Source organism: Verrucomicrobiota bacterium (genome assembly GCA_016200005.1).
In the GTDB taxonomy this organism is placed as follows: Bacteria; Verrucomicrobiota; Verrucomicrobiia; order Limisphaerales; family PALSA-1396; genus PALSA-1396.
This window is the reverse complement of record JACQFP010000053.1, coordinates 164,599-187,049: the sequence shown is the minus strand read 5'-3', so window position 1 is coordinate 187,049 and position 22,451 is coordinate 164,599. Positions and strand designations below refer to the sequence as shown.

The window sequence follows — 22,451 nt, the reverse complement described above, 5'->3', positions numbered from 1 at the left end:
GCCACGTCCCCGTGTCACCAGAAACGCTGCGCGCCTTGTCGCAGCCGCCACCAAAACCCGCGCCGGCCCGCGTAGCATCCTCAACCGAACCCGCGCGGTCAGAAGCCGGCCAGCGGCAGCCGGAACTTCCCAAGTCCGCACCGTCCGCCGCCGAACTGTCGCTCGAATTGTCCAGCGATTCTCAATCGCAAATCGCAAATCCGAAATCGCCGGCCGAGAAGGCCGCCGCGTTCGCCGAGTTGCGCCAGCGTGCGATGGTCTGCGTGAAATGTCCGCATCTCGCTGCTTCGCGGAAGACCGTGGTCTTCGGCGTCGGTGACATCAATTCGCCGCTGATGTTCGTCGGTGAAGCGCCCGGCGCGGACGAAGATGAGCAAGGCGAACCGTTTGTCGGCAAGGCGGGTCAGTTGCTCACAAAGATCATTGAGACGATGGGGTTGCGGCGGAGCGAGGTCTATATCGGCAACATTCTGAAATGCCGTCCTGACACGCCCGGCCAAAGCGCCGGCAATCGCAAGCCGACGCCGGAAGAAATGCAGACCTGCATTTCGTATCTGCACGAGCAGATTGATTTGATCCGGCCCAGAGTGATTGTCGCGCTGGGCGGAACCGCCATTGAAGGACTGCTTGGCAAAACTGTCGGCATCACGAAACTTCGCGGCCAATGGCAGACGTATCGCGGCACGCCGCTCATGCCGACGTATCATCCGGCTTACCTGTTGCGCAACCAGGCATTGAGTGAAAAGCGCAAAGTCTGGGAAGATATGCTGCAAGTCCTCGAAAAACTCGGCGCGCCGATCAGTGAAAAGCAGCGAGGGTTCTTCTTGAAAGCATGAGCCAGCGCCGCAAAATCTTATGCGCCATTGTCGTGGTGTTGGGCGTGGCGGTTCTCATTCCCTATCTTTACCACCGACATTTGCGCGTCGCTGTTAATATCTATGTCGCTGAACTTAAGGCCAACGGCGAGCCGCTAGAGATGTCGCAACTTGTTCCACCACCTGTACGACCAGAACAAAACAGCGCCCCCATTTTTCAGCAGGCCGCATCGCTTCTGAATACCAATCAGGACTTGTTGGATCGCAATCCTCCGCCCGCCATGCGCATGGTCGCACCGGGTAAGGCAATGATTGGCTGGATGCAACCGAATATCCGGAGCACGGAGAACACAAATTCGTGGGAGGAAGTTGAAGCCGCGCTCGCCAACGAAAACGAGGCGCTGCAATTGCTCCAGCAAATTATTGATCGTCCTGCATTTGATTTTCAACTTGATTACAAAAAAGGTGGATCTCTTCCTTTGCCTCATCTTGCGCCGATGAGAAAGTCCGCGAAACGTTTGTCCGCTGCTACAACTTGCGATTTACATCGCGACGAGGTCGCATCAGCTACGACCAACGTACTCGCCATGCTTGCTCTCGTAAAAGGCTTGCGAGACGAGCCAATCCTGATTCCCAACTCGTGCGGGTTGCGATCGCGCACATTGCCTGGAGCGCCAACTGGGAGCTATTGCAGTCACCCAAAGTCACCGATAAGCAACTCACTGCATTGGGGCGTGGTTGGTCAGACTTGGAATTCATTCGTGCCGAAGAAAGCGCGATGTTGATGGAGCGTGCGATGGCAGAAATGACTATTGCTGATCTAAAAAAATCAAGCGCGGCGTATCGTAATTTCAGAAGTGGTTTGGTCTATTCCCGGGCGAAAGGTTTGGATTGGTTTCAATCCCTCGCAAAAACTACGGCTGAATTGACGATGTGGCGTTTCTCTTGGTCCTTCACGGACGAGTTGCACGCACTCAAGATTTATCAAGCGCAACTGAACGCCGTCCGCCTTGTCCAAACAAACCACTCGTTTTACCCGGCGCTTCAACAACAAAAAAGCGCGTTGGCGAAACTCGATCCGGCGTGGAAAGAAGAGTTGGGACACAAGATGGATGTTGATGATATGGACATGCGTCGAATCTTTGCTGGCGGGGCGCGGGCAACCGCCAAGTCTCTTCAAAGAGTTCTGACTGTCGAAGCTGAACAGCGATTGGCGGTGACGGCCATTGCGTTGAAGCGGTATCAAATGCGCCGCGGAACTTATCCGCCGGACTTAATCGCGCTCGTGCCGGAGTTTATTTCCACCGTTCCGCTCGACCCCGTGGACGGCCAGCCCTTGCGTTATCGGCTCAACGCGGACGGAACATTCTTGCTCTACTCAATCGGCGAGGATGGTAACGACGATGGCGGCGATCCAAGATTGCCGGGTGATTCCAAATCGCGAGCCTGGCAACTTGGTCGCGATTGGGTCTGGCCGCAGCCTGCAACGGCGGCAGAAAACAAGGCCGATGAAGAGCGCATGGCAACCCTACGTCCGCCGGCATCGCCGCGAGGATCAAGCGCGGAGGAGAATTCTCGATTACGATACGGCCTTCCCGCGCCGAAGAACGGGAACACGAACAAATCAAACTAGTCCTCACGCCCACCCGCAAATCAACGTCTTCACCGCTCATTTGCCAGCGGCCATTCGCCGCTGACAAAATCTCGACCTGCTTTACGGCTCCAGCCGGATGACGATGTCCGTGACGGCCTTGCCTTTCGCGTCAGTGAAACGCAGACAGCCCTGCCAATCACTTCCGCCTTCGTTGAAGATTTTGAAAACCACCACGTTCACACCTTTGTTCAGCGTAAGGTTGCGGGCGACGTCCTCGTCCTGTTGCAGCGGGCGCGGCTCGGAGGTTTTTAGAAGGAGCTTCCCGTTGAGATAGACTTTTCCCTGGTCGTTGCTGCCCATCTTCAACTGCAAATCCTTCCGCTCTTCTTCCGTTCGAACGTAACAAACAGCGTAGCCGACCGTCTTCTCCGTCTGCTCCTTGAGAATCGCGTTGAGGTCCAGAGTGTAATCGCTGGCTTTGACTTTCTTCCAGGTCAATTCCTTGCCGCTCACGGTCACTTTGTCTCCCGCTTTGGGCTTCACTTGTCCTTCGTCGGGAATCTGATTCTTTTCGATGGCCGCCCCGCCTTCGGCATCTGACGCCAACTGGATGGGCGCCAGCATCAGCCAGTCCCGAATGAATCCCTCTTTGTCCGGCGCGAAGTCTTCGGCGCGAAGGTTGGACTGGACAGCGAAAATGCTCAGCAGCACTCCCGTTGCAATAACAGATTTTGTGTTCACCGGTTTGATGTTCATTTTGTTCCTTTCGTTTAGAGGATCATGTGTTTGTTTGCATCAACCAGCCGATGCGTTATTCAGTGCGAACAAACTGGCTGGTTTCCGGCTGCTTGGTCAACTACAGGTCGGCGCCAGTCCACTGAATCTTTTTGCCTGCGCGCATGGCTACGTTGTCCACGAGGATACTCTCAGTCGAGAGTCCCGCATAGGAAAAAATGCTCGTGGTCGGGACGGAGTTGCCGAAGGCAAGATCCAGCGAACCATGGGCGTCCTAGCTGTTGTAGTAGCGTCGGGCGTCCCGTCAGCTAAGGCGCCCTGGCGCCGGGTCAGTCGCGGATGCCGGTCGCTACCGTCGTCCAGCGCACGTTGGAGTTTTCAAACACTCGCTCTGCAAAATACGAAGGCCCGTTTCGTGAAAAAACGGGCCTCTATTGAAAATCCACACAGCGTCATGGGCTGGAGTAACGCACCCCGCCGGGCGGAATCTGGCCGGTATTCGTCCGGTTCAACTCCGTCGGGGTTCCGCCCAAAGGCGTGAACGGCGGACCAACAGTTGGCGGGGGCAAGGCAGCAAGAACAGGCCCCTGCGGACTTGGAGCGCCGGAGAGCAGGATTGGGTTTGAAGTCGGGGACGTGATGATTTTTTCCGAGGTGGTGCCCGTCAATTGCGCTGTATATGCGACCAAACTTTCTGTTTGGGCCATGATGCTGCCGACGGATTTACTGCGACCGGCCAAGTTCGTGTCGGCGCGTTCGACAAAGGGTTTCAGGGATGGCAACGCGGTTGTAACTGCCTCCACGATTTCCTTGCTGGCATACGGCACCGCTTGCGACACGGCGGTCGCCACGGCGGCATACTTTGCGGGCACTGCCTTACAGACCGCCAGAACAATCTTGGCCGCCTGTGCTGGTGCGGCACCGGCCGCAGCTTTTGCGATGGCAGCCGCATCTTTCGGCAGCAGACCCGCCGCGCGCGCTGCAGTGGCGGGCGCGACGTCGGGATTCTCGCGCGAGATGGCACTGACGACTGCAATTGCGGCCACCGGCTTCAACTCGATTGCTGCGGAGACGACCGCGAGCGCGGTTGATTCACGCACGTCGGCTTTTGCCTCCGCTACCAGTCGAGCGGCTTTGGCGCCCATTTCAGGCACCGGTACGCTTTTCAATTCTTTTCTGAACGAATCCAATTGCGGCGTCTTCCCGGCAAATGCGGGTCCGCCGAGAAAACACAGAGTCGTGCCCACGACCACCAGCGAGGTAAATGAGTTGAGTTTCATAAGAGGTTTGAGTTGGCCTACTATCAATGATCACTGTCTAGCAGTGCGCCCAGTCTCTGTCAATCTTCTTTTTGAATTAGTTTTGAAGGCACATTCCGGGTTGATTGAACCGATCCCCAAATGTCGCCGTTCTCTGGAACGTTCTTCGTGCTTGCGACGACTGCAATTTGTGCTAGATTGCCGCCTCAAATGCAAGGTATGCGCGGAACCCCGTCCCGTTGGGCCAAAATCTGGCTTGCTTGTGCCTGTGTCGGAATCGGGACGGTTTTTTTTTCGATTCAAGCGTCAACGCTAACCGTCACCAACGCCAATGACAATAATGTCTCCCCACCTCCCGGGTCGCTGCGGCAGGCGATCCTCGACGCCAACGCTAATCCAGGGAGCGACGTGGTCTTCAACCTTCCGGGTGCCGGACCCTTCACCATCAATCTGGTCGCTCAACTGCCGTCCATCACCGAAACTGTGAGGATCGATGGGACGACGCAAATCGGGTATGCCGGTCAACCGCTCATCGAATTGAACGGCCTCCTGGCCGGCAGCAGTGCCAGCGGGCTTTACCTGCTCGCGCCCAATTGCGTGGTCAGAGGGTTGGCGATTGACCAATTCGCAAGAGAAGGAATCCGAATCGAAACCTACGGCGGCAATGTCATCCATGGAAATTTCATTGGTACTGGGGTTTATGGGACCAACTCGCTGGGCAACGGCAATACCGCCAGCGGGTTTGGCGGGATCACGATTCTGTCCGCCAGCAATCTGGTGGGCGGCATTGACATCACGAACCGCAACCTGATTTCCGGCAGCAACAAGCATGGCATCTTCCTCCTGAACGCGACCGCCGTCGGAAATCAAATCCAGGGAAATCTCATCGGCACCGATGTCACCGGCACCAAGCGTCTGGGCAACGCGCAAAACGGCATCGCCATTTCCGGTGGCAGGGGGAATCAAATCGGTGGGAGCGGTGTTGCCGCGCGGAACATCATCTCCGGCAATTTGCAGAGTGGGGTTTATTTGAATCCTGGCTCAACGACCAACCTCATTCAGGGCAACTTCATCGGCACCGATGTCAACGGGACCGCCGCCATCAGCAACACTGCCGATGGCGTGACGATTTCCGGCGGCACGGGAAATGTGATCGGCGGCACCAACCCGACGCTGCGCAATGTCATTTCCGGCAACGGCGGCCGCGGCGTGCTCCTCAATACCGGCGGTGCAACGGCCAACCAGATCCAGGGAAATTTCATCGGCACGGATGTCAACGGCACGAACAAACTGGCCAACGCCTACAGCGGCGTCGAGATTTTCAATGCCTCTGGCAACGCTGTTGGTGGAGCGCTGACCGGCGCCGGGAACCTTATTTCCGGCAACCAACTTAGCGGCGTGTCCATTGACAGTTCCAGCGCCAGCACCAACGTGGTGCAGGGGAATCTCATTGGCACGGACGTGAACGGAACAAACACCCTGGGTAACATGAATAATGGCATCTTCATTTCCGGCGTCTCGAACAACTTCATCGGCGGTGCCGTACCGGGGGCTGGGAATGTGATTTCAGGGAACCTTCAAAACGGCATCTACCTGGCGGATGCGAATTGTCAGGGCAACGTGGTGCAGGGGAATTTTATCGGGACCGACCTCACCGGCACGCGGCGTTTGGGCAATGGCGCTGCGGGCCTTCGGGTCGAAGCCTTCGGCAATTCAATTGGCGGCAGCGTCGCCACCAGTCGAAATATTGTGTCGGCTAACACCAACAGCGGGATTTATTTTTTAGGCTTAATCGCTTCCAACAACGTCGTCCAAGGCAACTACATCGGCACCGACGTCACCGGGACAGCCCCCTTGGGTAATTCCAACATGGGTCTCGGCCTTGACAATGCGCCCGACAATACCGTCGGCGGAACGACCAGCACCGCGCGCAACGTCATTTCAGCCAACGCGGGCACCGGCATTTACGTGGTCCGGCCGACCGCTACGGGGAATGTGATCGCAGGCAATTACATCGGCACTGATGTGACGGGAAGCAGCGCGCTCGGAAATGGGCTTGGTGGGGTTTATATCACGGGTGCGTCATCGAATCAGGTCGGCGGTGCCGGCGCCGGCAACCTGATTTCGGGCAACGCTCTCGTCGGCGTTGCCATCGGCGACCCAGGTGCGAATGGAAACCAGGTGATTGGCAATCTCATCGGCACCCGCGCCGACGGCCTCAACGCCCTTGGAAACGGACAACACGGAGTGGAAATCGCGAACACGTCCAGCGGCAACCTCATCGGCGGCGCGTCGCCCGGCGAAGCCAACGTCATCGCCTACGCCATTTCCGGCGCCTATGACGGTGTGCGTATCCGCGATGGCTGCACCGCGAATCTTGTCCGTGGCAATTCGATCTTCGGGAACGGCGGGTCAGCCGTCAATGGTCTGGGCATTGATGTGAGCACGGACGGAGTCACCGCCAATGACGCTTGCGACACGGACACCGGCGCCAATCAGAAACAAAATTTTCCTGTCTTAAGTGCGGTTTACACGGGCAACGGCACCTGGGTGCGGGGCACGCTGAACAGCGTGGCGAATACGACCTACCTCTTGCAGTTTTACGCCAACACCCTCGTTGAACCGTCAGGGTACGGCGAGGGGCAGACATTTTTGGGAGACGCTTACGTGACCACGGGTGGAAGTTGCACGCAGAACTTCACCGTCGCCTTGCCGATGACCGTGCCCGTCGGTCAACTCATCACCGCGACCGCAACTGATCCCTCCAATAACACCTCGGAATTCTCTTTGGGCCTTTCCGCCGCGCCCCAACCAGGATTGACGGCAACCCTCTCCAACACGACCCATCAGTTCACTCTCTCCTGGACGAACACAGCCAATGGCTTCGGCCTGCAACAGACCACCAATCTTTCTCCGCCAATTGTGTGGGCGGAGGTGACCAACACGCCCGTCGTCATGAGCGGTCAAAACGTGGTGACGTTGTCCACCGACTCTGAAAAGCGTTTCTTCCGACTCACGTTTCCGTGACGGCCTGACTAGAGGTTCCCAGGTATGACAAGAGGCTGTTCCATTGCTCGCTTTCGTCGGGTGCAAGGAAATGGAGTTGTCCTCGCGCTGCTGCTGCTGGCTTTCCCGTTCGCTCGAATCTTTGGTCAAGGAACGCTCTCGACAATTTTCACCAACGGGCCAGCGAGCCAGCGACTCAACATCGTTGTCCTTTCCGAGGGTTACCAAAGCAATCAACTCGCGCAGTTTCTCGTGGACGCCGTCAATACCGTGAGCAATCTGTTCGCGGCCCAGCCCTTTCAAGAATACTCGAATTACTTCAACGCCTTCGCCATCTCCATCGCGTCCGTGGAATCCGGCTCGGATCATCCTGTCAGCGGAGAATTCAAGAACACTTACTTCAACAGCATGTATCAGAGCTACAATAATTCACTTCTCATTACCATTCCGCCAAACGCCTGGACGAATGGCAGCACAGTTTACGGGAGCAACGATTACAGCCAAGGCAAAGGCAAAGTCCAGACCCTGCTGACCAATTTGATGCCGCAATATGATTTCGTCATTCTGTTGGTAAACCATCCGGAACCCGGCGGCTCCGGACAGCCGCCAACGCCGGGCGATCCCCTGCCCCTTGCGATCACTTCAATCAACCCTTCCTACGGACCAGAAATCGTCGTGCATGAATCCGGCCACATGATCGGCGGCCTGGCCGATGAATACAACACTGCCTACCCCGGATTCACGCCCGTAGAAATGCCCAACGCCACCACCCAAACCAATCGCGCTCAGATCCGGTGGACAACGTGGATTCTCACCAACACCCCACTGCCCACACCCGACGATCCGACCAACTCCGACCTGGTCGGCTTGTTCCAAGGCGCTCAGTATCAGACCAACGGCTGGTATCGACCCAGGCTTGACTGCAAGATGAACCACCTCTTCGTTCCCTTCTGCGAGGTTTGCACCGAACAACTCGTCCTCTCCATTTACAAAACCAACCGCGTCCGCACCCTCGACTCCTTTTCCCCTGCCGCCACAAACTTTTCGATCTTCAGCACGCAGACCGTGGCGTTCAGCGTCACGCCCATGCAACCTGCCACGCATGATCTGACCATCCAGTGGTACACCAACGGCGTGACAATAAGCGGGGCGACAAATCCAAGCTTCGAATTTCCCCCGACTTCGGTCGGCGACGGCACCCACGTGATTCGTGCCGTGGTAAATGACCCTACTCCTCTGGTTCGTAACGACCCCGTTAACCTGCTTCGTGGTACGAACAACTGGTACGTCAGTGTCAGCATTAATCAACTTGGTTTGAGTGAGGCGTTATTTTTGCCGGAAGGCCGGTTTCGTCTGACGGTCACTGGAACCGCGCCGCAGGGGTTCGTGATCCAAGCCTCAACGAATCTGGCAAACTGGGTGTCGCTCCTGACCACCAATCTATCGGCGGGCCGCTTCGATTACACGAATTCTTCCGTAGCGAACGTGCCCTACCGCTTCTACCGCGCCTACTCACCGCCTTGACCCGCGCGCGCGCGAGTTTGTCTGCCAAAAGAAAAAAGGCGCGGCACTGCGCCGCGCCTCTTCCAAATTGTGCAACAAACTTACGACCGCGAATAATGAAGTCGAATCCCCAGCAACGCCAGACCGCCAAAGATGGCGAGCCACAACGTTGTCGGCTCCGGCACCGCATTGATGCGCGCCGCGAAATCGTACGGTGTGAATGGCGCGGTGTTGTTTGTGCGTAGCGTCCACCCGGTGGGCCCGGCCGTGGTGTGGTCCCAATAGTCGTCAAAGCTATCGCCAACGGCTTGCGGACTGTAAAGATCCACGCCCGCTGTTGCGCCGGGTGCCAGCAAACTGAACTGCACCGACCAGGTGAAATTGTCGGGAAGTGGACCCGTCAAAGGCGTAAGATTGCCGCCGAGGAGACTGAAGTCAGTGAAAGTCAGTGTCGATCGCGCTGTGTCCGCGATTATGAAGGGACCGCTGTCAAAAAGCAAGGTGCCCGGCATGAGCGCACCGGACGGTGAAGCTGTGCCGTCGTTCGCATAAAAACGCACGCGCGCGTTTTCTCCGCCCGTAAAGTTTGTACCCCAATACTGGAAGGTGAAGTCCGTGATGATTCGTCCAGTGCCGGCCAGGGCGATCTCGTCGCCCACCTCGATCGTGCCCGGGTTGAACCGTGTGCTTTGATCGTTCACTGAGTTGTCATAAACCAATTCAGCCTGCGCCAACGGCACCATCGTGAATGCCGCTACGGCCACTGCGAAGAAATGTGAAAGGTTGGATTTTGATCTCATATAGAACTCCGTCCATCGTTGATTTCGAGTTGAACCTACCCTAGTGACCCTGCCCAAGTTGTCAACTAAATTTCACATTATTTTTTTTCCCAGGATTGCAGGTGCAAACGCCCTGTTCACAAGGCTTTTATGCGTTTCAGACGGGTGGCCCTCCCGGGTCGAAATCAAACTTGAGGATTAGCCGTCCACATTGTTGAATTGCCGCATCAATGGAACCACCAGCCCGCAACGATCTCACGGGTGGGTCTCGCGCCCCGGTTTCAACCTCGAGCGCGGCCAGTTCCCCCAGGCGCCCAATGACCCTGCGCGCGCTCCTGGCCTATCACGCCTGCGATCGAGTGTCCGAGGCGCTGATATATTTCATGGTTGTATCCAGCCCTTGGGCTTTCGGAACGACGCAGCCGTGGTCGATCTGGGCCATGAATGCTTGCGGCTTTGCACTGGGAATCCTGTTGATCAGCAAGTTCGCGCTTCGCCGGGAGCGCGGCGGTTCGCCCTTCATGCGGCCAGTTCAAACGCACGGGTCAAATACAGGATGCGAAAAAAACAAGGCCGTCACAATCATCGCCGCGGGGCTGGCGTTGCTCACGCTGTTGATTCTGGGTTATTGCCTGACTGCCGCACTCAACGCGCGTTCCACTTATGATCCCTGGCGCATGGACTTCCGCTACCGCTCTTACATTGCCTGGTTGCCGCACAGTTATGACAGCCGGCGCACCTGGCAACTTTTTTTCAACGTTCTGGCGCTCGCCAGTTTTTTTTGGTCGGTGCGCGACTGGCTGCTTGGCAAAACTGCAGCAGAAGAACGCACCAGCCGCATTCAAGCTGGCGACTGCGACCTGACCCCGCTACTGCCAGAACGACTTCGACGGCTGCTTTGGGTTGTGAGCATTAACGGCGCATTGCTCGGTGCGGAAGGAATCTGCCAGCGGCTTTCAGACACAAACAAACTGTTGTGGTTCATGCCGACCCACATGAACAAGAGCGCGGAATCGCAGTTTGGACCGTATGCCTACCGCGCGAATGCGGCGCAATACTTCAATCTGGTCTGGCCCGTTGCTCTGGGGTTGTGGTGGGTCCTGCGCCGTGAAGCCCGGAGTCAGCTAAGGGCGTCTGTCAACCGAACCCGACGGCGTCATCACGTACTGCTTCCGTGCGTCCTGGTCATGGCAGCGTGCCCGATCATGTCCGCCAGCCGGGGTGGCGCCCTCGTGGCGGTGGTCATGATCCTGGCGGCAGCGTGTATCTTGTTGTTTGCCTGGCGACGACGCCACCCGAGCACCCGATTCGCGCTCGTATTGTTTTTCATCGCCATATTGGGGTTGGGCACTTACCTCGGAGGAGACAAGTTAGCCGAGCGAATGCGGGATTTCGATACGGGCTTGACTAGTCGGGAGCACATTTACGAAACGGCGGCTGGCATCGCTCGAGACTATCCTTTGTTCGGCATTGGCCCAGGTGCGTTCGAACCGGTCTTCCAGCTTTACCGCGCGTCCGAGGAGGAATTCTGGCCGGCCGAACTGCACAATGACTGGCTGGAAATACGGATAACCTTTGGCTGGCTGGGCAGCGGTTTCATCATGGCGGCGCTATTGCTGGTGCTCGCGCGTTGGTTTTTGCCCACGGGCATTCCGATCCGGTGGACGTTCACCTCGCTGCTTTGGTTGTCACTGGCGGGATGTTTGATCCATGCGCGCTTCGATTTCCCGTTCCAAATCTATTCGATTTTGATGATGTTCGTCCTGCTTTGCGCGATTCTGTTCACCCTCTCGCGTCGAGTAACCGAGTAACAGTTCGGCCGTGGAAAAGTCAGGCGCTCGCTCAGTGTCGCGAGGCCGCTGTCTCGCGCGAGCTTTTCAGCCATGCTTGAAACACTTCCTCACGATAGATCTCTTTGGACAACCGTTCATAGCCCTGCGTCAAAGGGTGGCTGGCGTCGGCATACAGCCCACTTGGCAAGACCTTCGGGACGAGGTGCGTCACTTTGTTTTTCGCCAACCAGTCGGCGACCGCATCACACAGGGCTTGGTACGCCGCGAGATTGTCCGGTGCGATCATGTGCTCGTTAAACGGCCCGAGGATGATCAGGAGTTGATTGTGATGGTTGAGAAGCTGCTGCACCAACCGTTGAAACGCGCCCCATTGAAGCGACGTGTTCAGATCGACCCATTCAAAACTCTGGACCGCCGGACCTCTCGCATCCCAGGCTTTATGCCGCGGGCTTTGCGGGCCGCGCAACGGATCGCTGGCGGGCGTGGTCGGCACTTCAAAAGTGATTTGAGCAAACGGATTCTTGTAAGTGTTGGGATAGTGCGGAGGGTCTCCCGCGTCGTCTGCCAGCGTCCAGTTCAAGATGCTTTTTCCATCGAAATAAGCGCTCTGCAAATGATCCACCCAACCGAGAAAGCGGACTTCCCGATCGACGACAATGTTCAATCGTTCCGCCACACTGGCTTTGTAGCAAGGAACGCGCGGACGGAATTGCGGCACCAATTGCTGATGATTGAAGGTCTCCTCCTGCGGGATTTGAAGATCCGCCTTCGGGCTGCTCATCCAAAGCAGGTTGCAGTGCAGGATAATCTTCCGGTCGCGCAACGTGTCTCCGTAATACCTGACCAGTCCTTCAAGCGCGAGTGGGAACAGCCCATTTACGCCGCCGTTGATGAACCGGTTGGTTGATCCCGCCGCTTCATTCAAAAAGTGCGACAACGTCCCGTTCGGCAGGACGTATTCCCCCCACACGACCGAGTCACCAAGCACAATGATTTGGTTCGGGTCGGCGATTTTTTCGAGCCGTCGTTCGAAGAGCCAGTAATCCTTGCTAAGCGCGTAGGGGATTCGATAGTCGGGATCGATTTTGAATCGTTCTACCTTCTTCCACAGGTGCGGCGTCAAGAGAATGATGAACGTCAGCACAATAATGGCGATGACCCACTGGCGCGCATTCAGCCGCACTTCGTTGACTCCAAATGGAACTTCCGGCAGATCGTTTCGCATGGGTCAGAATTGAAAGTAGATGAAGTTTCCGCCGCCCGCAGAGCACAGGCACATATAAACCACCATGGCTACTACGACACTTACCCGGACAAGCCCCTGTTGCAGAAACGCGCGAACCGACGATTCGTAAAGGAATTGATAAAGCCACACCACGCCGACCAGACCCAGCATCAAGGCCGGGCATTCAGGATTCCGCCAGGCGGCTGAAAAAATCCGATGCACAATGAGCGATGCATCCGCCAGCGTTTCGGCGCGGAAAAAAATCCAGGCGAAACTGACAAACGCGAACACTCCGAGTTGTTTGATCAACTTCGGCATTCGCTCTCGATACCAAGCCGACCGTTCCAATTCACGGGTCAACATCACGCCCGCCGCATGGAGCATCCCCCAAATCGCGAACGTCCACGCGGCACCGTGCCAGATGCCCGAGATGAGAAACGTGATGAAGAGGTTGCGATAAGTCTGGAATTTGCCGTGGCGGTTGCCGCCCAGCGGAACATAAACGTAATCGCGAAACCAGGTTGAGAGGCTGATGTGCCAGCGCGACCAGAAATCGCCCAGACCCGTCGCGAGATACGGATTGTTGAAATTCAGAATCAAATTAAAACCCAGAATTCGCGCCACCCCTCGCGCCATGTCGGTGTAACCGCTGAAGTCGAAAAAAATCTGCCAGCCGAATGCGAACGTTGCCAGAATCAGCGCGGGCGCGTCGAACGCCTTGGGGTTGTCATAGACCCGCTCCACATACAGCGAGAGGTAATTGGCCAGCGCCAGTTTCTTGAACAACCCCACGATGAACAGCGACATCCCGTCCGTGAGGTTCTGCAATCGGATGGCGGGAAAGTGATGAAACTGCGGTAACAGATGCCGCGCCCGTTCAATCGGGCCGGCCATGAGTTGGGGAAAGAAGCACACGAACGCGGCGAACCGGAAGAAACTGCGCTCGCGTTGCGCCTTGCCGAAATAAAAATCGATTGTGTAGCTCAGGGATTGAAACGTGAAAAACGAAATGCCGACCGGCAGAATGTAGGCAAAGCCGAACGGCATCATGGTGGAGGGATCGGGCAACCGCACCGTCATGTGCGCCGAGGCAAAAGCCAGGTTGAGGTTCTCTATGACGAACCGGGCGTATTTGAAGAACAGCAGCAAGGCCAGATTGTTGAAAACACTGATGAACAGCCATATTCGACGGCTGCTGAACAGCGCACCGGTAGCCATGAGGAAAAGGATCAAAGCGAGAATGGCCATCGTGAAGCGAAGCGTTGGCGGGCCGAGAAATGCGATGACGATCACGCTCACTGTTGCCGAGGACGCGCCCAAGAATGCGTACTTGAGTGTTTGATCGTCGAAACGCAACTGCGTCAGCCGGGCGATTACGTCCACACGTTTGCCTTCACGTGGACAATGATCCATCAACGCGACCAGAAAAAAATCCAGCGCGGTCGAATAAACCACCAAGACCAGGTAGTAGGGATTCCACCAGCCGTAAAAAAAGTAAGAGGCCACCATCAACCAGTGAATCCAGAACCGTGTCTTCCGCAACGCGAAGAAGACCGGCAACACGACGAGCAAGAAGAGCAGGAACGGCCAGGTATGAAAAAGCATACGCGTGCGACGAGTGCGACACTAATTCAGAACGAAGTTGTCGATTCCGATCCTTCCCCCTTCCGACGGAGGGAGAATCCCTCTACAAAGTTCGCGCAATGTACCACCGGACCGTGGCAGCCGACGTGAGTCGGCTCTAACTTTCATCGAATTCAGATCGAGCGGACTCACGTCCGCTGCAACGAGGCTCATGGGGAGGCCGAGGAGTTCGTCGGTCTGCATCGTTACGACTTGGGCCTGCTGCGCAATTTCGACAACTCGTCTGGCGCAATTCGCCGAACACAACGAAACCCGCAAAAATCCGTGGAGAAGCAAGCGTCTGTGTTCCCGGTCCGCTCACCCTGGCGGAATGAGGCGCGGCACATTGCCGCGGAGGACTTCCAGGAACCACCGCGCAGAACGCGTTTCACGTCCTTGCCGGGACTTGGTGGACCTTTTGGATCCGCGCCCGGACTTTCGCGGTAATAGCCCGGGCTATAAACATCTTCACACCATTCGGAGACGTTGCCGTGAAGATCATACAATCCCCAGCGATTCGGCCGTTTCGTGCCGACCACGTGCGTGCGCGCAGCGGCGTCTCGATCAAACCAGGCGTATTGGCGCAGCTTGTCTTCCGAACCGAAATCAAATGGACCGGTCGTGCCGGCACGACAGGCATATTCCCACTCCGCCTCTGTCGGAAGCCGGTACCCAGTAGCGTCATAATTGCAGTCCCAGCCTTCGGTTTTCTCATTGTAACAAAGGCTCAACCCTTCGAGCCGCGACCGTTCATTGCAATACTGTTTCGCGTCGCGCCAGCGCACTCGTTCGACCGGGTTTCTGGGATGATCCTGCCAATGAGAAGGATTCGGTAACTGCACTTTGGCAAACATCTCCTGAGTGACCTCGAACTTGTCCATGAGCAGTCCGGAGATTTTTACCTTATGAACCGGTGCTTCATCGGGATTGCCGTCACTGGTGCCCATTTGAAACTCGCCTGCCGGCAGGTAAACCATCTCCACGCCGGATTTCGTGACCACCTCCACCGGCTCGGTTGATTGCGCCCGAACGGGAATCAGCGAAATCGTCGGCACGACAATCAACGCAGCCACGAATCTGAGGCGTTTCATCGTGCGGCCTTTGTCGCTGGGTTGGGGCGGAACCAGGCGGATTCTTTGTTGCTCAAGCCATTCGTGGTAAGCACGGCAATCTCACCGTTGGTCGCCGTCGCGAAACTGAAAACGTGATCGTGTTCCGCCGAGACGGCGCAGAGGTCCCAACCTTTCGCATAAACGCCGACGATCTCGCAAGCGGCCTGGAACGTTCCCGGTTTGGTGAGGTCACCCTCCCCGTCTGGCCCGCGGCTAAAACTCAAAAAGCGGCTGTCCGGCGACCAGTCCACATGGTAAATCTTGTTCTTGGAATCGAAAATCCGCACGCGCTTGGGACCGACCTTCGGCGGATTGGAGTCCAGATCGATGGGCGCCGCCGCCAGTTCGTGATCGCCCGGCCCCCACGCAATCTGTTTGCCGTCCGGACTGAGACAGGGCCGACAGCCGGAAATCCCGAGATTAAAGATTTTATCGCCGTAAGCTTCGATGGCCAGAATGGCATGGCCAAACCCCATGCCGGCGTGGACGGTAGCTACAATCCACTTACCGTCCTGCGAAAAAGATGGGTTATAGAGATGGTGGATTTGCTCACTGTTGGGATGCGCCGTGATAGTGCCCTTGGCCAGATCAAAGTATTCAATCCCGGTGGTGTAGTAATCCATCACGTTGAATTTCGGGTATTCCTGCTTCAGAAACCCAATCGTCTTTCCGTCCGGGCTCCAGAACTGTTCCCGCGCGTGGTCGGCGACTTTCTTCCGGTTCTTCCCGTCGCTATCCATGTAGTAAATGGTGCGGACGGCGTCGCGGCCCTCCCCTTCGTCCACCGCAAACGCGATCTTGGTGCCGTCTGGGGAAATTTGCGGATAATGCTCGTTCAAGTCAGGCGTGTGCGTCAGGTTCACCGGATTGGACCCGTCGGCGTTCATGACGAAAATCTCCCAGTTGTTGTCCACGTAGGTTTCATACGCGATCTTGAACGGCGTCTGTTGCAGCCGCGCTTGCAGCGTCGGGAAGTCGGACGCAACGGCGGAGGTCAGACAGGAAATTGCGAGCAATAGCAGGCCCGTTGAGACAGCGGACCTTGTCCTCGTCTCACAGTTATCGAAGGATACAATTACATCGTGTTGTTGCATCCGGCGACGCTAGAAGAAAGCCCGAACCGTTTCAAGGCTGAAGGCGAATGCGGTGTTTGCGTCTGCGGACCACCCACGCAAGGCGAGTTTCCGACGCAGAACAAACTCAATCGTCGCGCCGAATTCCTTGCGCGTGATATGGGCATGGCTTAAGGTGGAGCATTAATCAAGTAGCCCAAAAAGAATGATTCGCTCTGTTGCCACCCTGATGTGCCTGGCGGTTGTCGGCACGCTGCTGATCCAGGCTGCGACAGCCGCGGCGGCAGCGGACGTGGAGGAGGCACGACAACAGTTTCTATCAGGGAATTACGACAAGTGCATCGCGCTTGCGGGGAAAGCAATTAAGAATGGCGAGGACGATGAAGACTGGCACATTTTGTTGAGCCAAGCGCTTTTGACAACCGGCCAGTATCCCCGGGCTCTGGCAGCGATCACCAACGCGCTGGCTCAACAGCGACAGAGCATTCGATTGCGGTGGCAGGCACGCGACGTATTCCTCCACAACGGCCAGCCCGACGCAGCCGCACAATTGCTGGAGGAAATTGTGCAACGGTTTTCGTCCTACCAAGGCAGCTACCGGGACGCAGCGAGTCTCGTGGTGTTGGGCAAGGCGGCCCTCCTCGGTGGCGCTGATCCGAAACGCGTGTTGGACAAAATCCTCGAAACCGCGCGCAAAGCCGACCCGAAATTGCGAGACGTCTATCTCGCGAGCGGCGAACTGGCGCTGGAAAAACATGACTTCGCGCTCGCCGCGAAAAAATTTCAGGAGGGTCTCAAGCAACTGCCGGAGGATCCCGACCTTTATTTCGGTCTCGCACAGGCTTTCGCGCCCAGTGACCAGTCGCGCATGATTGATGCATTGGAAGCCGCGTTGGAACGCAACAGCAATCATATCGGCAGCCTGCTCTTGCTGGCCGATCACAACATCGACGCCGAAGATTACGGCGAGGCTGGAAAACTCCTGGATCGAATCAAGACCATCAACCCGTGGCAGCCGGAGGCTTGGGCCTACCGCGCCGTGATCGCGCATCTCCAGAACCAGCCCGACACCGAAAAGAATGCGAGAGCGACCGCGCTGAAATTCTGGCCCACGGATCCACGCGTGGACCATTTGATCGGGAAAAAGCTCTCCGAGAAATATCGCTTTGCCGAAGGCTCGGCGCATCAGCGACAAGCCTTGGAGTTCGACACCAACTATCTTCCCGCCAAGGCCCAACTCGCTCAGGACTTGTTGCGACTTGGCGAGGAAGCGGACGGCTGGAAGCTCGCCGAAGAAGTGCAAAAGCGCGACGCCTATGACGTGGCAGCCTTCAATCTGACGACATTGCACGACACGATGGGAAAGTTTGCGACGCTCACCAACCAGAACTTCATCGTCCGCATGGGCAGTCACGAAGCCGCAGTGTACGGCCAGCGCGTGCTGGCATTGCTGGAACAAGCTCGCAGCAACCTCAGCGCGAAATACGGTTTCGAACCGAAGCGGCCCACGACGGTTGAGGTGTTCCCCGAGCAAAAGGATTTTGCAGTGCGCACCTTCGGCATGCCGGGCAACCCCGGCTACCTCGGCGTTTGCTTCGGCACGGTGGTGACTGCTAATAGTCCGGCGGCGCATCCCGGACATCCGGTCAACTGGCAGGCTGTTCTCTGGCACGAGTTTTGTCACGTCGTCACGCTCCAGATGACGCGCAACAAGATGCCGCGCTGGCTGAGCGAGGGCATTTCCGTTTACGAGGAGCGGCAGGCCAATCCGAGTTGGGGAGAACACCTGACGCCGCGTTACCGTGAAATGATCCTGGGCGAGGACTTGACACCGGTGTCGAAGCTGAGCGCCGCATTCTTGACGGCACCATCCGAGCACCATCTTCAATTCGCCTATTACGAATCTTCGCTCGTCGTGGAATTTCTTGTTCAACAGTTTGGGTTGGACAAGTTAAAGTCGATTCTCCACGACTTGGGCGACGGCGCAGAGATCAATCAGACCCTCGAGAAAAACACCGTGGCGATGGCAGAAATTGAAAAAGAATTCGCCGCTTTCGCCCGTGAACGGGCCGACAAACTCGCGCCCGGTCTCGACTGGGCAAAGCCGGACTTAAAGGATGCGCCAGTTGAAATTGGGGCTGTCGTGCCAGTTCCTCCCCTGCACGATGGTCAGAAAACAAACGCATCGGTTGATTCCAAGGACCAATTTAAGATTGATCCTCGCTTTCGCTCTCCGTCTCGACACGGCGAAGTCGAACTTACGAAATGGATTGCCAGCCATCCCACGACTTTTTACGCGTTAAGCGAGCAAGCCAGACGACTCATCGAGGAGAAGAAATTTCAACAAGCCAAGGCGCCGTTGGAAAAACTGATTCAGCTTTATCCAGCGCAAATCGGTGCCGACAGCGCCTATCGTATGCTGGCGATCGTGCATCGCGAGTTGGGCGAGACCAATGCAGAGCGCCTAGTCCTCGCCCGGCTTGCGGAACAAGACAATGAGGCCATTGATGCCTATCTTCGCCTGATGGAATTGGGAACCGCCGTGCAAGACTGGCCGGCGGTCACTGAAAATGCCGAACGCTTTCTGGCGGTGGACCCGCTGGTGTCGCCGCCCTATCGTTTCCTGGCAAAAGCCAGCGAGCAGACCGATGCGCCACAGTCAACCATCTCGGCTTACCGCGCCTTGCTGCAACTCGATCCACCCGATCCGGCAGAATTGCATTTCCATCTGGCCCAGGCTCTCCATCGCGTCCATGACCCGGAGGCGCGCCGTCACGTCTTACAGGCTTTGGAAGAGTCGCCGCGCTATCGTGATGCCCTTAAGCTACTGCTGCGAATCAATGGCGCGTCGCTACAATCAGAAGCCAGTGTCCCGCTGTCTGAATCCAAAGTTCAATTGAAGCCATGAAAAAGTTTTGGCTGATACTCTTCGTTCTTGCCTTGGCCTTGGGCGCCGTGCTTGCCCAGCGTCGCAGTCGAGGTGGTTACTGGGGCGGGTTCGGCGGCGAAAGCTACATTCCTGATGACACCCGGACTCCACGTGAGGTGCCGACGCATAGCACTGGCACACCCGTGTGGACAAACGCGCCCGGATTCGAGAAGGATGTTTGGACCTTTGTGCGGATCAAGCGTGGTCGCGAGCCTTACAGCAGCGGCGGGCCGTGGACCACGGACGCCCCGGACAGCGACCTCAACCTGTCGTTTCGTTTGCAACAAATGACTTCGTTGAAGACCGACCCGAACGGCCGCTTCCTCTGGTTGACCGAAAAAGAACTGGTCGATTACCCCTTCATCTACATGGTGGAACCCGGCAGCCTCTCGCTCACGGACCCGGAAATCGACGCCTTGCGTGCGTATTTGCTCAACGGCGGATTTCTCTGGCTCGATGATTTCTGGGGTGAAGCTCAGTGGGCCGGGATGAACGCCGTAATGAAGCGTGTGTTTCCAGGTCGCAGTTTCGTTGAACTGCCGCTCGACCATCCAATTTATCATTGTGTCTTCGAGATAAAATCCAAAGGACAGGTCCCCAATTACTGGCTGGGCGAGCGCAGCCAATATGATCCGCAACATGTCACCTGGGAATACCACGACGCCGAGGAATGCATCGAAGTTCATCATCGCGCCATCTTTGATGACAAGGGACGCATGATGGTGTTGGCCACCCACAACACCGACAACGGCGACGGTTGGGAACGCGAAGGCGAGTACCAGTACTTCTTTGAACACTTCTCGGAAAAGATCGCGTATCCGCTCGGCATCAACGTCATCTTCTACGTCATGACTCATTAGATGAACACCGGCCGAAAGATTTTTCTCGTTGGCGCTGTGGCCGCGATTGGAGCGGGCATTTGTGTCGCGCAATACCGGCGCGGCGCGGGTCGCAGCGGTTTCCGAAGCGCTGACTACGAGGAAAGCGGCTCGTATGTCTGGACGGAAGGCAGCGGGTTGGTCAACGAAGACACGGTTCGAACCGCGCGTGAAACGATGTCCCACAGTACCGGCACGCCCAATTGGACCAACGCCGCCGGCTTCGAGAAGGACGTGTTCACCTTCGCCCGCGTCATTTTCAAATCTGACCTGCGTCCCAGATCGCGCGGGGACGGACGCTGGCGCTGGCTGGGCTGGTGGGTCGATTACCCCGACGCCGACTTGAATCTTTCCCACCGCCTCCAGCAGATGACCTCGTTCAAGACTGATCCAGACTGTCGTGTGCTGAAGCTCACCGACCCGTCTATTTCCGATTATCCCCTCCTTTACATGGAGCACGCGGGCTACATGCGTTTGCGGGACGAGGAGGTGGACGCGCTGCGCAAATACTTGCTCAATGGGGGCGTCCTCTTCATGAACGATTTTTGGGGCGCGCAGGAATGGAACGGATTTGAAGCGCAGATGAAACGCGTGTTACCAGGCCGGTCGTGGAGCGACCTGCCGATGGGTCATCCGTTGTTCCATTGCGTTTGTGATCTCAAGGGCCCTCTGAACAATCTTCAAGTGCCGACCAAGCAATTTTGGAATCGCGACTATGATCCGCGCGATCCGGGGTCGAGTCTGCAACGCGTCTTTCGCGGCGAAGGCTCCGAGGAAATGCACGTCCGCGCCTGGTTTGACGACAAACAGCGCCTCATGATCATCGCCATCCACAACAGCGACATCAGCGACGGTTGGGAACGTGAAGGCGAGGACCTTGAGTATTTCGAAAAGTTTTCTGAGAAAATTTCCTATCCGCTCGGCATCAACATAATCTATTACGTAATGACACACTAAATGAGCACTCTCACAGAAGCCAAACCCGAAGAAGCTGTATCGCCAACGATCCAGACCCAGCGCGAAACCGTCGAGCGCCTCACCACCGGCCGCGCCCAGATCGAAGCGGAGCTCGGCAAGGTCATCGTCGGACAGAAGGACGTGATCGAGCAGCTATTGATCGCTCTTTTCGCGGGCGGACATTGTTTGATCACGGGCGCGCCGGGGCTGGCCAAGACGCTTCTGGTTAAATCCATCGCGCAGATTTTCCATCTCAAGTTCCAGCGCATCCAGTTCACGCCCGACCTCATGCCGGCGGACATTACCGGCACAGAGATTTTGCAGGACACGGGCGATGGACGGCGAATGGTTTTTGTGCGCGGTCCGGTGTTTGCCAACATCATCCTCGCCGACGAAATCAATCGCACGCCGCCGAAGACCCAGGCCGCGTTGCTCGAAGCGATGCAGGAACACCAGGTCACCGCCGCCGGTGTTCGCCACGCACTGGAAGAACCCTTCTTCGTGCTCGCCACGCAGAATCCCATCGAGATGGAAGGCACGTATCCGTTGCCCGAGGCGCAACTCGATCGCTTCATGTTCAATGTCGTCATGGACTATCTGCCGGAGAACGACGAGGTCACTGTCGTTACCCGCACCACATCGGAACTGCCTGCCCTTATCGAACCACTGTTCACCGGCGGGGATGTGCTGCGTTTCCACGACATCGTCCGCAAAGTGCCCATCGCCGAGGAAATCGTCCGCTACGCCGTGCAGCTTGCCGCGGCTTCGCGCCCGCATCAAGACGGCACGCCGCCGTTCATCAACGAATGGGCCAGTTGGGGTGCCGGCACGCGCGCCGGACAATTCCTTGTGCTTGGCGCCAAGACCCGTGCGCTCCTGAAAGGCCGTGCTCACGTGACGGTGGAGGACATTCAAACTCTCGCTTACCCTGTCCTTCGCCATCGCATTCTGCTCAATTACCGCGCCGAAGCGGAAGGCGTCAGCGTGGAGAATGTCACCAAGCGGCTCTTGGAGACGATCAAACCTCCGATTCAATGAAACATTCAACATCCAACATCCAACATCCAACGCTTAACAGGGAATGCCGGACATTGAATGGATGCGCGCGTCGCAACTCCTTGAATGTTGGGCGTTGGATGTTGAATGTTGAATGTTTATTTGCCACGTTCA

17 protein-coding genes are annotated in these 22,451 nt (G+C 56.9%); 10 read left to right on the top strand and 7 right to left on the bottom strand.

Features of this window, described 5'->3' with window-relative positions:
* The first annotated feature begins 254 nt into the window (after nt 1-254).
* The 3 genes from HY298_19420 to HY298_19410 all read left to right on the top strand — a co-directional run bounded on the left by HY298_19420 (nt 255) and on the right by HY298_19410 (nt 2,448).
* Nucleotides 255-836, top strand: a complete 582-nt coding sequence (locus HY298_19420; GenBank protein MBI3852432.1) for a uracil-DNA glycosylase — start codon at nt 255-257, stop codon at nt 834-836.
* A complete protein-coding gene (locus tag HY298_19415) occupies nt 833-1,600 on the top strand; it encodes a hypothetical protein (GenBank protein ID MBI3852431.1) in 768 nt (255 codons plus the stop codon). Before HY298_19420 ends, HY298_19415 begins: the two co-directional genes overlap by 4 nt.
* A 146-nt stretch (nt 1,601-1,746) precedes the next feature.
* A complete protein-coding gene (locus HY298_19410) occupies nt 1,747-2,448 on the top strand; it encodes a hypothetical protein (GenBank protein MBI3852430.1) in 702 nt (233 codons plus the stop codon).
* Nucleotides 2,449-2,529: 81 nt separating this feature from the next.
* On the opposite strand, the gene HY298_19405 is transcribed toward HY298_19410, so the two are convergent.
* Both HY298_19405 and HY298_19400 read right to left on the bottom strand, forming a co-directional pair.
* Nucleotides 2,530-3,165: a hypothetical protein gene (locus tag HY298_19405; protein MBI3852429.1), complete on the bottom strand. Its 636-nt coding sequence runs from the start codon at nt 3,163-3,165 to the stop codon at nt 2,530-2,532.
* Between the two features lie 431 nt (nt 3,166-3,596).
* Entirely contained in the window at nt 3,597-4,424 is an 828-nt protein-coding gene (locus HY298_19400; protein ID MBI3852428.1) for a hypothetical protein, read from the bottom strand.
* A 198-nt stretch (nt 4,425-4,622) separates the two neighbouring features.
* Between HY298_19400 and HY298_19395 the strand changes: the two genes are divergently transcribed.
* Together HY298_19395 and HY298_19390 are read left to right on the top strand one after the other, a co-directional pair.
* Complete coding sequence (locus tag HY298_19395; protein MBI3852427.1) at nt 4,623-7,430, top strand: hypothetical protein; 2,808 nt, start codon at nt 4,623-4,625, stop codon at nt 7,428-7,430.
* 24 nt (nt 7,431-7,454) lie between these two features.
* On the top strand, nt 7,455-8,933 hold the full coding sequence (locus HY298_19390) for a hypothetical protein (protein MBI3852426.1): 1,479 nt from the start codon (nt 7,455-7,457) through the stop codon (nt 8,931-8,933).
* 80 nt (nt 8,934-9,013) lie between these two features.
* On the opposite strand, the gene HY298_19385 is transcribed toward HY298_19390, so the two are convergent.
* Nucleotides 9,014-9,712, bottom strand: coding sequence for a hypothetical protein (locus HY298_19385; GenBank protein ID MBI3852425.1), 699 nt, complete (start codon nt 9,710-9,712; stop codon nt 9,014-9,016).
* A gap of 296 nt (nt 9,713-10,008) precedes the next feature.
* Between HY298_19385 and HY298_19380 the strand changes: the two genes are divergently transcribed.
* Nucleotides 10,009-11,502: an O-antigen ligase family protein gene (locus HY298_19380; protein ID MBI3852424.1), complete on the top strand. Its 1,494-nt coding sequence runs from the start codon at nt 10,009-10,011 to the stop codon at nt 11,500-11,502.
* A gap of 31 nt (nt 11,503-11,533) precedes the next feature.
* Here the strand turns inward: HY298_19380 and HY298_19375 are convergent, their stop codons facing one another.
* The 4 genes from HY298_19375 to HY298_19360 all read right to left on the bottom strand — a co-directional run bounded on the left by HY298_19375 (nt 11,534) and on the right by HY298_19360 (nt 16,460).
* The gene (locus HY298_19375) at nt 11,534-12,709 is read right to left on the bottom strand and encodes a hypothetical protein (GenBank protein ID MBI3852423.1); all 1,176 of its coding nucleotides are present in this window, start codon (nt 12,707-12,709) and stop codon (nt 11,534-11,536) included.
* Nucleotides 12,710-12,712: 3 nt separating this feature from the next.
* The gene (locus HY298_19370) at nt 12,713-14,314 is read right to left on the bottom strand and encodes an MBOAT family protein (protein ID MBI3852422.1); all 1,602 of its coding nucleotides are present in this window, start codon (nt 14,312-14,314) and stop codon (nt 12,713-12,715) included.
* Nucleotides 14,315-14,538: 224 nt separating this feature from the next.
* Entirely contained in the window at nt 14,539-15,423 is an 885-nt protein-coding gene (locus HY298_19365; GenBank protein ID MBI3852421.1) for a formylglycine-generating enzyme family protein, read from the bottom strand.
* Nucleotides 15,420-16,460, bottom strand: a complete 1,041-nt coding sequence (locus HY298_19360) for a PD40 domain-containing protein (protein ID MBI3852420.1) — start codon at nt 16,458-16,460, stop codon at nt 15,420-15,422. Before HY298_19360 ends, HY298_19365 begins: the two co-directional genes overlap by 4 nt.
* A gap of 262 nt (nt 16,461-16,722) precedes the next feature.
* On the opposite strand from HY298_19360, the gene HY298_19355 reads away from it, so the two are divergent.
* The 4 genes from HY298_19355 to HY298_19340 are packed head-to-tail and all read left to right on the top strand — an operon-like array spanning nt 16,723 to nt 22,319.
* Nucleotides 16,723-19,425 carry a tetratricopeptide repeat protein gene (locus HY298_19355; protein ID MBI3852419.1) on the top strand — a complete coding sequence of 901 codons (2,703 nt, stop codon included), beginning with the start codon at nt 16,723-16,725 and terminating at the stop codon, nt 19,423-19,425.
* On the top strand, nt 19,422-20,306 hold the full coding sequence (locus HY298_19350) for a DUF4159 domain-containing protein (GenBank protein ID MBI3852418.1): 885 nt from the start codon (nt 19,422-19,424) through the stop codon (nt 20,304-20,306). Before HY298_19355 ends, HY298_19350 begins: the two co-directional genes overlap by 4 nt.
* Nucleotides 20,307-21,281, top strand: a complete 975-nt coding sequence (locus HY298_19345; protein MBI3852417.1) for a DUF4159 domain-containing protein — start codon at nt 20,307-20,309, stop codon at nt 21,279-21,281.
* Nucleotides 21,282-22,319 carry a MoxR family ATPase gene (locus HY298_19340; protein MBI3852416.1) on the top strand — a complete coding sequence of 346 codons (1,038 nt, stop codon included), beginning with the start codon at nt 21,282-21,284 and terminating at the stop codon, nt 22,317-22,319. It begins immediately after the preceding gene.
* The last annotated feature ends 132 nt before the right edge of the window (nt 22,320-22,451 follow it).

Coding starts and splice junctions, on each gene's coding strand:
- HY298_19355 (MBI3852419.1), top strand. CDS start 16,723: ATGATTCGCTCTGTTGCCACCCTGATGTGCCTGGCGGTTGTCGGCACG.
- HY298_19420 (MBI3852432.1), top strand. CDS start 255: ATGGTCTGCGTGAAATGTCCGCATCTCGCTGCTTCGCGGAAGACCGTG.
- HY298_19405 (MBI3852429.1), bottom strand. CDS start 3,165: ATGAACATCAAACCGGTGAACACAAAATCTGTTATTGCAACGGGAGTG.
- HY298_19345 (MBI3852417.1), top strand. CDS start 20,307: ATGAACACCGGCCGAAAGATTTTTCTCGTTGGCGCTGTGGCCGCGATT.
- HY298_19385 (MBI3852425.1), bottom strand. CDS start 9,712: ATGAGATCAAAATCCAACCTTTCACATTTCTTCGCAGTGGCCGTAGCG.
- HY298_19340 (MBI3852416.1), top strand. CDS start 21,282: ATGAGCACTCTCACAGAAGCCAAACCCGAAGAAGCTGTATCGCCAACG.
- HY298_19395 (MBI3852427.1), top strand. CDS start 4,623: ATGCGCGGAACCCCGTCCCGTTGGGCCAAAATCTGGCTTGCTTGTGCC.
- HY298_19350 (MBI3852418.1), top strand. CDS start 19,422: ATGAAAAAGTTTTGGCTGATACTCTTCGTTCTTGCCTTGGCCTTGGGC.
- HY298_19375 (MBI3852423.1), bottom strand. CDS start 12,709: ATGCGAAACGATCTGCCGGAAGTTCCATTTGGAGTCAACGAAGTGCGG.
- HY298_19390 (MBI3852426.1), top strand. CDS start 7,455: ATGACAAGAGGCTGTTCCATTGCTCGCTTTCGTCGGGTGCAAGGAAAT.
- HY298_19365 (MBI3852421.1), bottom strand. CDS start 15,423: ATGAAACGCCTCAGATTCGTGGCTGCGTTGATTGTCGTGCCGACGATT.
- HY298_19380 (MBI3852424.1), top strand. CDS start 10,009: ATGACCCTGCGCGCGCTCCTGGCCTATCACGCCTGCGATCGAGTGTCC.
- HY298_19400 (MBI3852428.1), bottom strand. CDS start 4,424: ATGAAACTCAACTCATTTACCTCGCTGGTGGTCGTGGGCACGACTCTG.
- HY298_19410 (MBI3852430.1), top strand. CDS start 1,747: ATGTGGCGTTTCTCTTGGTCCTTCACGGACGAGTTGCACGCACTCAAG.
- HY298_19415 (MBI3852431.1), top strand. CDS start 833: ATGAGCCAGCGCCGCAAAATCTTATGCGCCATTGTCGTGGTGTTGGGC.
- HY298_19370 (MBI3852422.1), bottom strand. CDS start 14,314: ATGCTTTTTCATACCTGGCCGTTCCTGCTCTTCTTGCTCGTCGTGTTG.